At 72.6% G+C, this 13,283-nt stretch carries 2 protein-coding genes (1 of these 2 only partly in view); both read right to left on the minus strand.

All coding sequences use genetic code 11. From position 1 onward, the window contains the following. The gene (locus ORI94_RS11190; RefSeq protein ID WP_266074324.1) at window positions 1–9,357 is read right to left on the minus strand and encodes an SDR family NAD(P)-dependent oxidoreductase; all 9,357 of its coding nucleotides are present in this window, start codon (window positions 9,355–9,357) and stop codon (window positions 1–3) included. Beyond that, window positions 9,358–13,283, minus strand: partial view of an SDR family NAD(P)-dependent oxidoreductase gene (locus ORI94_RS11195; RefSeq protein ID WP_266074325.1) — the final stretch only. It continues 13,852 nt past the right edge of the window; only the last 3,926 of its 17,778 coding nucleotides appear in the window; the start codon falls outside the window, past its right edge; the stop codon is at window positions 9,358–9,360.

A 13,283-nucleotide genomic window follows, 5' to 3' on the forward strand; every position in this document is an offset into this window, starting at 1 on the left:
TTACTTCTTGCCACCATGGCGGTGTGCGTGCGTGTTCACCGCGTCCGGGGCCGGCCGCTTGGCGCGACGGCCCACCCACTTCTTGGCGTTGGTGATCCGGGTCTTCTCCCGGCCGCTGGAGTAGAACACCTTGCAGAAGGCGCGGATGACGGACAGCGAAGCCTCGTCGCTGAGCATCACGAAGTGGTTCGACGAGTCGACGTCGGTGCGGTGGAAGTCGGGGATGCGCCGCTCCCATTCGCCCCAGTACACGACGTGGTCCAACGCCTTGCCGTCGTCCTGGGTCGACAGCACCGGTTCCAGGTCTCCGTAGAAGAGACCGCTGCCGTTACGGAAGTAGAAGCAGGTCACGGAGTCGGGTCGGGGCAGCGGCGCCACTTCGTACTCCAGTACCCGGTACGCCTCCAGGACGCGGATGTTCTGCTCGATGCGCTCGCGCACCGCCGCCGTCCCGCCGACGAGTCCCCGCTGCCGGGCGAGCGGCAGCAGTTCGTCCAGCAGCTCGTCGGCGTCGCGGCTCAGGTCCACCTCATAGCCCGCGATGAACGCCGGGGGCGCGTCGGGGCCCGTGGGCCTGGCTCCGGCCTGCAGCAGCGCGTTCACCTGCTGGAGCACCATGTCCTTGCGCGACATGGTCCTGGCCTTGACCTCGTCGGCGTACATCGTGTCGAGCATGGTGATCGTCTCGACGGCACGGCCCGCTTCCTGCAACTGCCGCGCGACCTCGTAGGCCAGCATGCCGCCGAGCGAGTATCCGCCCAGGTCGTACGGGCCCTCCGGCTGGACGGCCCGGATGATGGCGGCGTAGTGGGCCGCCATCGCGAGAATGCCCGTCAGCGGCTCGCTGTCGGTCATCCAGCCCTTGGCCTGGATGCCGTAGAAGGGCCGCTCGATGCTGTCGGCGACGGCGCCGTACGCCTCGACGCCGCCGAGACCGCCGTGGAACCAGAAGACCGGCCTGCCCCGGCTGCTGCCGTTGAGGTGCACGACCTCCGGCAGCTCCGCCGGTTCGGTCGCCGTCAGTTCGCCCGAAGCCTCCCCGGGCGCCGCCGGGTCCGGCCGGGTCGCGGCCCCGAACCGGCGCACCAGGTCCCGTGTCGTCCGGCAGTCGGCCAGCTCCCGCAGGCCCGCCTCGGGGGCGAACCGCTGGATCCGCTGGAGCAGTTGGGTGGCCAGGACGGAGCTGAAGCCGAGGTCCTCCAACGGCGTGTCGAGGTCGAGGTCCGCCATGGGCAGGCCGAGCAGTCCCGCGACGACGGCCGGGATGCCGTCCGGTGCGGGGCGCGGCGCCGATCGCGGGGTGTCCGCTCCCCCTACCGGTTCCCGGGCCTCCGGGCGCGGCGCCGCGGTCGCCGTCCCGTCCGCCGCCGGGCCGGGATTGAGCCAGTGCCGCTGCCGGTCGAAGGGGTAGGTGGGCAGCGCCGGGAGCAACCGGCCCGCACCCTGGACGCGGTCCCAGGGCACCGCGCCTCCCCGCGCCCAGAACAGTGCGACGTCCTGCGGCCGGTTCTCGGCGAGGAGCTGCTGGACGAGCGCCTCACCCGCCGACCCGGTCAGCAGCGCGCCGATGTCCGCACCGTCGCGCCTGGTGTCACCGGTGAAGAGCGGAACCGGCGCCGTGTCCGCCGCCTCGTCCCCCAGGAAGTGCTCGAGGGCGCCGACGAGTTGCTTCACGTCCTCGGCGACCAGGGCCAGCCGGTGCTCCATGGCCTCCCGTCCGCGCTGGAGCGTGTACGCGAGATCGGTGACGGACACCTCGGCCTGCGTCCGCACGAAGTCCAGCACCCGGCGGGCGTGGGCCCGCAGCCGGTCCGCGGTGCGGGCCGAGAGGACCACGACCCGCGGCTCACGCGCGGCGGCGGCGGGCTCCCGCCCGTCGGCCGCGGGGAGGTACTCCTCGACGACCAGGTGGGCGTTGGAACCGCCCGCCCCGAAGGCGCTGATGGTCGCGCGCCTCGGGTACTCCCGTCGTACTCCGTCGATCTCGGCCACGGGCCGGTCCCACCGCGTGGCCTGCTCCGGCAGGTAGAACGCGGTCCCGTCGAGCCGGAGTCCCGGGTTGAGCCCGCCGCGCAGCAGCGGCGGGGTGATCCTGCCGTGCCGCATCTGCAGGGCGACCTTGCTGAGCTGGGCGACGCCCGACGCGGCTTCGAGGTTGCCGATCGTGGACTTGACGGTGCCCAGGGCGCAGAACCCCTCGTCGGGCGTGTACCGGCCGAAGACGTTCCTGAGGGCCGCGAACTCGATGGCGTCGCCAAGCTGCGAGCCGTTGGCGGACGCCTCGACGTAGCTGACGGTGCGCGGGTGGACCCCTGCCCTGCGCAGGTTCTCCTCCACCAGCTCTTCCTGCTGCTCGACGCTGGGCACCATGGGGCCGTTCGTACGGCCCTTGTGGTTGACCGCGCTGGACCTGATCACCGCCAGGACCTCGTCACCGTCGCTGACGGCCCGGGACAGGGGCTTGAGCAGGACCGCGCCGACGCCCTCCGCCGGGACGAACCCGTCGCCGTCGAGGAAGGCCCTGCTGTCCGGGCTGCTGCCCATCAGCCCCGTCATGCGCAGCCCTCGGTACTTCTTGGAGTGGAGCGAGAGGTTGACGCCGCCGACGACCATGAGTTCGCTGCCGCCACGGCGCAGTTCCTCGCACGCCATGTGGATGGCCACCAGCGACGAGGAGCACGTGGTGTCGACCGCCATGCTCGGCCCGCGCAGGTCGAAGAAGTGCGAGACCCGGTTCGCGACGGCGCCGGCGGACACCACCGACGTGATGGACTCGTGGACGGCGTCGGACGGCAGCAGTTGGTACTGCTGGTACATGGTGCCGACGTAGACGCCGACCCGGCCGCCGTGCCTGGCCCGCAGCCTCTCCCGGGTGTATCCGGAGTTCTCCAGCAGGGTCCACACGCATTCGAGGAACATCCGGGTCTGCGGGTCCATGATCGCTGCCTCGCTGGGCGCGACGTTGAACAGCAGTGCGTCGAAGTCGGCGACGGAGTCGAGGAAGCCGCCCCACGGGAGGGCTTCGCCCGGCTCGCCGGTGACCTGTTCGTGGTCCCAGCGGTCCGCGGGCACCTGGGTGACGCAGTCGCGGGCGGTGACCAGGTTCTCCCACAGCTCGTCCAGGTCCGCGGCCCCGGGGTAGCGGCCCGCGAGTCCGACGACCGCGATCGCTTCCTCTTCGCGGGGTCCGTGGGGTTCGGCCGGTCGTAGGGGGAGCTCAGCCTGGCGTACGGAGGTCTCGGCCGCCCGTACGGAGGGCTCGGGCGCGGCGTGCGACCGCGCGGGCGGTGCGGCGACCGGATGCTCCGCTGCGGCGCCGATGCCCAGGACCGGCTCCAGCGCGTCCGCGTGGGTGCCGAGGAAGTACCGGGCGAGGTCGTCGACGCACTGGTGCTCGAACAGCAGCGTCTTGGACAGCGAGCCGAAGTCGGCTTCCAGCCGGTCGGTGATGGTCAGCGCCAGCACCGAGTCGATGCCGTACCGCTCGAAGGGCGCGGCCGGGTCGAGGCGGTGCGCCGGGACCTGGACGGCCTCCGAGATGACGGTGCGCAGATGGCCGACGACCTTGGCGTGGGCGGCCCCGGTGCCGGTGGCGGCGCGGTCGGTGGCGGCGCGGTCGGTGGCGGCGCGGTCGGTGGCGGCGCGCGGACGGTCCGCCGCCGGGAGGGCCGGGGACCGTCCCGGCCGCGGTTCCTCGCGGAGCACCGTACGCCTGATCCTCGTGGCGTCGCCCGCGATCACCAGGACCTGGGTGTGCGCCGCGTCGAGGGCCGCGTAGAGCGCCTGGATGCCCGTCTCGGCCCGCATCGGCGCCATGCCGAGGCGCTCGAGCATCACCGACTCGGTGCGCTCGTCTACACGCATCCCGCCGTCGGCCCACAGGGGCCAGTCGACGGACACGCTGGCGCCGGACCGCAGGCCCTGCTCCACGAGGCCGCGCCTGTGGTGCGCGTAGGCGTCCAGGAAGGCGTTGGCGGCGGCGTAGTCGGCCTGCCCGGTGTTGCCGAACACCCCGGCGGCAGCGGCGAACGTGACGAAGAAGTCCAGCGGCAGGTCCTTGGTGGCCTCGTCCAGGTTCACCACGCCCGCCACCTTCGGCGCGAGCACCTCGCGGCACTCCTGCGGCGTCTTGCGCCCGAGGAAGTTGTCCCTGACGACACCGGCGCCGTGGACGACGCCGTGCAGGGCGCCGTGGTCCCGGACGATCCCGTCGACCAGGGCCCTGACCGCCGCGGCGTCACCGACGTCGACGCGGGCGTGGCGCACGTCCGCACCCTGCCCGCGCCACCGCGCGATGAGCGCCTCCTGCTCGAGACCCAGCGGTGAGCGGCCCGCCAGGACGACGGTGACGTCGCCGACCTCGGCGGCCATGTCGGCGGCGACGAGCGTGCCGATGCCGCCGAGCCCGCCCGTGACCAGGTAGACGCCGCCGTTCTTCCACGGGACCCGCCGCTCCGCCGGCGCCGTGTGCTCGGCCCAGGTCAGCACCTCGGCCCCGCCGCCCCGGAAGCGTACGCAGTCGCCTTCGGCCCGCCGGGCGGCCTCGGTCACCTGGGTGACCAGGTGCTCGGCGCTGTCGCCCGCGTCGACGAGCACGGCCCGCACCCGCAGGGCGGGGTCCTCGGCCCGCGCGGACTTCAGCAGTCCGAGCAGGCCGAGCGCCAGTGCCCGGTCACCGTCTTCGGGAACGACGAGCTGTACCAGTACGTCCTGCCGCGCCGAGCCCGGCATGATCTGCCGGACGTGCTCCAGCGCCGCGACGGCGTACTCGGTGAAGCGCTCGGCCGTCCCGGGCACGGCCGAGGTCAGGCGCAGTACGTCGGCGGACGGGTGCCGGGCCGCGAACGCGTCGGCCAGCTCGGGCATGTCGCACAGCAGCACGACGTGCCGCGCGGGCCACGCCTCGGCGGCGGCCCGCACCGTCCTCTCCCACACGGGCAGGAAGGTGACGCACGTGTCGCCGGGCTGCTCGTCCAGGACACGGTAGGAGATGCCCTTCACCCGGGCCCGCACCGAGCCCCGCTCGTCGCAGAGGTCGATGTCCAGCTTGAAGACCTTGCCGTCCTTCGCCGTGCCGGGGCTGTAGCGGATCCACGCCCACATGTCCTCCGTGCACGGGCCGAGGATCTCCAGCTCGTCCAGGGCGAACGGCAGCGACGGCTTCATCCCCGCGACCTCCAGGGCGGTTTCCGGCGCGGACGCCGCCCCCATGCCCAGGGAGCCCTGGAGCGTCGAGTCGAGCAGGCTGGGGTGCAGCACGAACGCGTCCAGGGTGTCGCGCACCGAGCCGGGCTGCGCGAGCCGCACCAGGACCTCGTCGTGGCCGATGTGCAGGCGCTCGACACCGCGGTGCGCGGGGCCGTACTCGAAGCCGATGCGCTCGTACAGCGGGTACAGCTGTCCGGCGTCGAGTTCGGCGCGGTCGCACGCGGCCCTGATCCGCTCGACGTCGAGCACGGACGGGGTGCTGCCGGGCCCGTGGACCACCTGGCCCTGGCTGTGTACCGCACCGTCCGCGCCGGTGATCGCGAAGTCGATCTCGTCCCGGCTGCCGGGGGTGAGCGCCGTGGCGAGCGTCACCGGGCTCCCACCGACCGTCACGGGGCGCGCCCACACGACGTTGCGCAGCGTCAGCCCCGCCGGATCGCGGTTTGGCTCGGCCAGTTCGGCGGCCGCCCTGGCCATCTCCAGGCAGGCGACGCCCGGCAGGACCTTCTGCCCCTTCACCACGTGGTCGGTGAGGAAGTACTCGCCGCCGGTGAACGTGGTTTCGTAGCGCTGCGCGCGCAGCGTCGAGGCGTTGACGTGCAGCAGCGGGTGCGGTGCCGAGGGTGCCGGCCCCGCCGCCGGGCGCGGCGCTTCGGGCACCCAGTAGCGGTCGCGTGCGAACGGGTAGGTCGGCAGCGGCACGCGCACGGGCCGCCGCTCGGCGAACAGCCCGGCGTAGTCGAGGTCGTACCCCTGCGCGTAGAGGTCGGCGACCGTCGACAGCAGCTCGGTACGGGCCCCGGCGTCGGTGGCCGAGACGGAGCGGCGTACGCAGTCGTTGCCGTAGCTCTTCAGGGAGGCCCGCTCGCCCTGTCCGCGCTCGGCGGGCCCGCCGACGTGCACCTGCGGGCTCGACCCTGTGGCCAGCCACTGGCGCAGCGCGCTCACGACGTCGTCCTGGTCGCGCGCCACGCAGGCCAGGCGGTGCGTCAGGTGCCTGCGCCCGAGCAGCAGGGTGAAGCTCACGCCGCCCGGGTCGAGCCCGGGGTTGGCGGCGCAGTGCGCGGCCAACCGTTCGGCCTGCTCGCGCAGTTGCTCCGCGCTGTCCGCCGACAGCGTGACGAGGTGCGCCGGGTGGGCGCTCGCGTGCCGGGCGCGCTGCGGTGCCTCCTCGATCACCATGTGGGCGTTGGTGCCGCTGACGCCGAACGAGCTGACGGCGGCGCGGCGCTTGCCGTCCGCGCCCGGCTCCCAGGGGCGGTCCTCGGTGTTGACGTAGAAGGGGCTGTCGGTGAAGTCGATGTGGGAGTTGCCCACTTCGAAGTTGATCGACGGCGGGATGCGCCGGTGCCGCAGCGAGAGCAGGATCTTGATGACCCCTGCGACGCCGGCTGCGGTGGTGGTGTGCCCGAGGTTGGACTTGACCGAACCCAGCGCGCAGAACTCCCGCCGGTCGGTGTAGCGGCCGAAGGCCCGCTTCAGCGCGTGGTACTCGATGGGGTCGCCGAGCTTGGTGCCCGTGCCGTGCGCCTCGACCAGCTGGATGCCGTCGGGGTCGATCCCGAACGCGTCGTAGACGGACGTCTCCAGGCGCTCCTGGGACTTGGCGCTCGGCGCGGTGATGCCGTTGGACGCGCCGTCCTGGTTGATCCCGGATCCGCTGATGACGCCGTGGATGTGGTCCCCGTCCACGAGGGCGTCGGCAAGCCTCTTGAGGACGACCACCCCGGCTCCCTCGCCCGGCACGAACCCGTCGGCGCGGTCGTCGAAGGTGTGGCAGCGGCCGGTCGGGGAGAGCATCCCGGCCCGGCCCGCGAGCAGGTAGAACTGCGGGGTGCACTGGATGGAGACGCCGCCCGCCAGCGCCATCTCGGTCTCGCCGCCCCAAAGGCCCTGGCAGGCCAGGTGGATGGCGACCAGCGAGCTGGAGCACGCGGTGTCGACGGCGACCGCGGGGCCCTGCAGGTCGAGGTGGTACGAGATGCGCGCGGGCAGCGCGGAGAGCGCGTTGCCCCACATGGCCGGTGCCGGGGCCTCGTCGCCGAAGAGCGCGGTGTACCCGCTCTCCTGGCAGCCGACGTACACGCCGCAGCGCTTGCCGCGGGCGGCGTTCCCGGCGTAACCCGCGTCCTCCAGCGCCTTCCACGCCTCTTCGAGGAACACCCGCTGCTGGGGGTCCATGTAGGTGGCCTCGACGCCGGAGAGGTTGAAGAAGGCCGGGTCGAACCGGTCGTGGTCGTCGACGAAGCTGCCGTGCCTGCACCCGGGGGCGCCCGGGGGCGGGTCGGACAGGTGCCAGCGGGTGACCTCCTCTACGAGGTTGTCCCCGCGCACCAGGTGCTCCCACAGCTCGTCGACGCCCGGTGAGCCGCCGTACCTGCCGCTCATGCCGACGATCGCGATCGGTTCGCGGCCCGGGGCGGACGGCCGCGCGGCGCCCGCGGGCACGGCGTCGTCCGGAGCCGTGCGGACGGAATCCGCGCCGAGCGGGTCGGTGTCGGGCGGTGCGGGCTCCGCCGGGGGCTGCTCGGGCCCGGCGGCGACGGCCGTCGGCGCGAGTGGCAGGGAGGCGGCGGCCCGCTCCCGGTGCTCGTCGAGTACGTACGCCGTCAGCTGCCGGACCGAGGGGTGGTCGAACAGGTCGGTGGTGGCCAGGTCGACGCCGAGCCGCTCGTTGATCTCGTGGATGAGCCGTACGCCGATGATGGAGTCGACGCCGTAGTCCATGAAGGCGTCGTCGGCGTCGATCCGGGCCCTGTCGACCTTGAGGGCCTGGGCGAGCTGGTCGAAGACGATGTCGCTGACGTGCTGCTCCAGCGCGCCGTCGGGGACCGCCGCCCCGTGCCCGGGGCCGGCGCCGGTGACCGGGGCGCGGCGCGCGGGCCGTTCCGCCGCGACGGCCTGCGGGCTCCGTTCGTCCCGCCGGGCCGCGGCGGTCTGCTCAGTCTCCTGCCGGATCACGCCGTCGCTCTGCGCGGCGACGATCTGGTACCCCATGCCGTGCAGGCCTTCCGCCGGGAACGACACGGCGTCGAAGCCCTCGTCCTCCAGCACCTCCGCCCAGGACTCGGGGGACAGGCCAGGGCAGCCGGGGATGCGCAGCTCGGCGTCCTCGTACAGCCACCACCCCGTCAGCAGTCCGAACGTCAGGTGGGTGAAGAGGGAGTTCGCCGATATCTCATTGGCGAGCAGGACGCCGTTCTCCTTGAGCGCCGCCTTGGCGTTGCGCAGCGTCCTGCGGATGTCCCTCGTGGCGTGCAGGACGTTCGTGGCCAGCACGAGGTCGAAGCTGCCGAATTCGACGCCCTGGGCCGCCAGCGGCTTCTCGACGTCGAGCAGCCGGTAGTCCAGGTAGGGGTACTTCGGTCCGTACTCCTGCTCGGCGTGCATGAGGAACGACCGCGACAGGTCGGTGTAGCAGTAGGTCTCCACGTGGGACGCGAGCGGCTCCAGCCGCTGGAAGACCTTCTGGCTGCCGCCGCCCGTGCCTGCGCCGATCTCCAGGATTCTGATACGGGCCCCGGGGTCGCTCCCCACGATGGCGCGCGCGACCGCGGCGGCCGTGTCGGCCAGCACTCCGTTGAAGAGGTCGGTGACGGCGTTGCCCTTGTAGATCCCCTCGACCAGCTCCAACGAGGAGCGGGGGAACAGGACATCGGTGGCCGGGACGGCGCCCGTGAGGATGCGGGGCAGTGCCCTGAGCGTGGTGTCGAGGAGGACGACCTGCGCGCGCAGGTCGGCGTCGGCGGCCCAGCGGGCGCTCCGTTCCGCCCACTCCGCCCACGGGTCACGGCCGCTGTCCGCGCCGCCCGGCCGCAAGGTGGCCGGCTCTGCCTGGAGATGGCCGCGTATCCGCAGCTGCCGCACCGACTCGGCGGCCCAGCGGCGCAGCTCGTCGCCGACGGGCAGCCCGGCGATCGCCTCGTCCGTCGAGGGACCGTCGTCGCCCGCGAACAGCCCGGCGGTGCGCAGCTGGTCGAGCAGGAGCCTGCCGAGCAGGTCCTCGTCGACGGCCGCGTCCGCGTCACCGGGAACCGCGGCGAGGGGGACTTCCGTGCCGGCCGCGATGTCCCGGCACAGCCGGTCCAGTTGCACCGGGACGCCCGTCCGGGCCGTGGCGATGGTCTCCTTGCGGATTATGCCCCACATCTACGCGTTACCCCCCATGTCCTTGACCAAGCCGAGTTGGCCGAATGCTCCGGCGAGAAGAACGTCGAGAGCCGACATGCCGTCAGCGGGCGTGATGGAGCCCGCTCCCGCCCTGGTCATGCGCTCTTGGTGCTCGGGGGTGGCGACGACGCCGACACCACCCCAGTAACCCCAGTTGATGATCTTCGTGGGGAGCGAAGTCGTCCCCGCCAGGTATTGGGCAAATGCGTCCTCGAAGACCGAACCAGCCACGTAGTTGGACTGACCGGGCGCCTTCATGAACGAGTTCATGGAGGAGAAGAACAGCATAAAGTCCAGCGGCTCGCCCCCGAACACCTGCGCCATCCGCACGCTGACGTCGACCTTGGCCGTGACGGCGGCGCGGAAGCGCTCCTCGTCCATCCGCTCGATGCTCTGGTCCAGCAGGACGATCGCGGAGTGGACCACCCCGTTGACGACCGGGTGGCTCCGCTTGATCTGCTCGTAGGCGCGCTGCAGCGACTGCCGGTCGGCCGCGTCGGCCCGCACGTAGCCGGGCGCGGGGCCGAACCCCGCCAGCCTCCGCAGCTTTTCGCGGATCTCGGCGTCCTCCTCCCGCCTGCCGATCCACACGACGTGGGCGCCGTGGGCGCGGATCAGGTGTTCCGTCCACGCCTCGCCGATACCGCCCGCGCCGCCGATCACGACGTAGGTGCCTCCCTGGCGGTACACCGGACGGTCCGGAGACTCCTGGGACGCTCCCTGCAGCGGTACGAGTGCCTGCAGGTACCAGCGGTTCCTGCGGTGCGCCCAGACGCTGCCACGCTCGGCCTGGGGCAGGGCCAGGGCCTCGGCCAGCGGCAGGTCACCGCCACCGCCCAGGTCGACCAGGCGGACGTTCCAGCCGGGGTACTCCTTCGCCACGGAGCCCAGCAGGCCGTGCACGCCGGAGTGGGTCGGGTCCACGTGCTCACCCCGCCGCACCCGCTGGCTGCGCTCCGTCAGGAGGGTCACCTCCAGCGGGCGCTTGCCGTGGCCCGTGCGCAGCAGTGCCTTGAGCGTGCGGAAGCAGGCGTACAGGCCGCCCTCCTGCGCCTCGACCAGCGCGTCGTCGGCGCCTGCCGCGGCCTCGGCCGGGGCGGGGGCCCAGATGAGGTGGTCGACCGGTCCGTCCAGTGCCAGGAGCCGCTCGGCGAGCGTCTCCACGGTGTCGGCGGCGCTGACCGGGAACCGCTCGGCGGCGGGCAGGACCGCGCTGATCCGCTCCCACTGTCCGGTCCCGCCGATCACGACGACCCGGCCGCCGGGTCCGGCCGTGTTCACCGGCTCGGGGCGGGGCACCGCGTCCCAGACGGGCTTGAGCAGCACGTTCGTTCCCGGATTCGGGTCGCCGGCCACGGGCCGTGCCGTGGCCCGGGCGTCGGCCACGGGCGCAGCCGCGGCGGGGGCCTCAGCGGGGGCCGCCGAGGGCGGTCCGAGCCAGTAGCGCTCACGCGCGAAGGGGTAGGCGGGCAGCGGTACGCGGCGCGGCTTGCCCTGCGGGTAGAGCAGTGTCCAGTCGACCGCGGCGCCCCGGACCCAGCGGTCCGCCAGCTCCTCGGCATGCTCGGTGGTCAGGGCGCTGCCCGCGGGGACGACCGGCTCCTGCCCCGCGGACGCGGCCTTGCCCCTGCGGACTCTGACCCGTCCGGTGAACAGCCCGTCGGCCGGGCCGCCCGCGAGGTACCGCGTCACCTTCTCCACGAACTCCCCGCGCGTCGCGGCGGCGAAGGCCAGCCGCCACGTCATCGCCTCCCGCCCCGTCTGGAGCGAGTACGCCAGGTTCCGCAGGGCCACGGACGGGTGCGCCGCGACGTGGTCCCTGATCCGCTCGGCGACGGCCCCGAGCTGCTCCTCGCCCTGCGCCGACAGGACGAAGACCGACGTCCCGGCACTCGCCACCGGCTCGGTGCCCTCGTCCCCGGAGTCGTACTCCTCCAGCACCAGATGGGCGTTCGTGCCGCTGAAGCCGAAGGAGCTGACGGCCGCGCGACGGGTCTCACCGGCGCCCACCTTCCACGGCACCAGCTCGGTGTTCACGTAGAACGGCGAGTTCTCGAAGTCGAAGTGCTCGTTGGGGGTGTCGAAGTGCAGCGTCGGCACCAGCTGCTTGTTCTTCATGCAGAGCAGCGTCTTCTGGACGGCGGCCACGCCCGCGGCGGCCGACGTGTGGCCCACATTGCTCTTGACCGAACCGATCGCGCAGTAGCCGACCCTCTCCGTCTTCTCGCGGTACACGGAGGCCAGTGCCTCCAGTTCGATCGGGTCGCCGAGCTTGGTGCCCGTGCCGTGCATCTCGACGTAGCCGATGGAGCCGGGGTCCACGCCGTACCGCTCGTACACGTCCTGCTGGAGCTCCCGCTGGCTGGCGGCGTTCGGCGCGGTGATGCCGTTGGTCCGCCCGTCCTGGTTGATGCCGGAGCCGCTGATGACGCCGTGGATGGTGTCCCCGTCGCGCTCGGCGTCCGCGAGCCGCTTGAGGACGAGCGCGCCCACGCCCTCGCCGGGCACGAACCCGTCGGCGGCGTTGTCGAAGGTCTTGCACCTGCCGTCCGGCGCCAGCATGCCCGCACCGCACATGCTGATGTAGGACTCCGCAGTCAGGTAGAGGGTGACCCCGCCGACCAGCGCCATGTCGATCTCGCCGCTGCGCAGCGCCTGGGTCGCGAGGTGGGTGCCGACCAGCGAGGACGAGCAGGCGGTGTCGAGGGCGATCGCCGGGCCCCGGAGATTGAGGATGTAGGCGATGCGCGCGGCCGTGATGGCGTTGCTGTTGCTGGTTGCCGAGCCGGCGTCGCCGCCGTGCTCCCGTACGAGCGCGCTGTACTCGTTACTCATGATGCCCAGGTAGACGCCGCACTTCTGGCCGCTCAGCCCCTGGACGTCGTACCCCGCGTCCTCGAACGCGTGGTACGCCTCCTGGAGGAACAGCCGCTGCTGCGGGTCCATCGCCTCGGCCTCGGCCGGCGGGATGCCGAAGAACAGCGGGTCGAAGACGTCGACGTCGTCGAGCAGCCCCATCCACTTGCAGTAGACCTTGCCGGGCTGGTTCGGCCGCGGGTCGTAGTACTTGTCGACATCCCACCGGGACGCCGGGATCTCCCGGACGCAGTCGCGCCCGTTCGCCAGGTTGTCCCAGTAGTCGTCCAGGTCGTCGGCGAGCGGGTACTTGCCCGCCATGCCGACGACGGCGATCGCGTCGGCGGGGGCGGCGGACCGGATCCGCTCCGGGGCGGGGGCCGGAGCGGGAACGGGAACGGGAACGGGCTCCGGCTCAACCACCGGCTCTCGTACGGGGGCCGGGGCGGGAACGGGAACCGGAGCCTGAGCGGGCGCGGCGGCGGGGGCCGTCACCTTGTGCGGCTGCCCGGCTCCGCCCGCCTTCGCGACCTCCTCGACCACACGGGCGGCGAGTTCCAGGACGGACGGGTGGTCGTAGAGCTTGGTGGCCTGCAGGGCGATGCCGTACCGCTTGTTGATCGCCTTGATCCACTCCACGCCGACGATCGAGTCGAGTCCGAATTCGGTGAAGTTGCGGTCCAGTTCCAGCTCGTCCTCGGACAGGTACAGGGCTTCGGCGAGGCTGGTCAGGAGTTCGGCCCGCACCTGGTCCTCGTCGAGGACGGGACCGGCCGCGACAACGGTCTCGGTGACGACCGCGACCGGCTCCTCACGGACCTGCGGCTCGGCCTGCGCCCGCGGCTCGGCCTGCGCCCGCGGCTCGGCCTGCGCCCGCGGCTCTGTCTGCGCCCGCGGACGCTCCTGGGCCGTGGGCAGCAGGGACTTGAGGTGGGCGGCGAGACCGGTGACGGTGGGCGTGTCGTAGAGCCTGGTGGCCGCCAGCCCCAGCCCGTACCGCTTGTTGATCGCCTTGATCCACTCCACGCCGACGATCGAGTCGAGCCCCA

Origin of the sequence: Streptomyces sp. NEAU-W12 (assembly GCF_026242095.1) — a bacterium.
Lineage (GTDB): Bacteria > Actinomycetota > Actinomycetes > Streptomycetales > Streptomycetaceae > Streptomyces.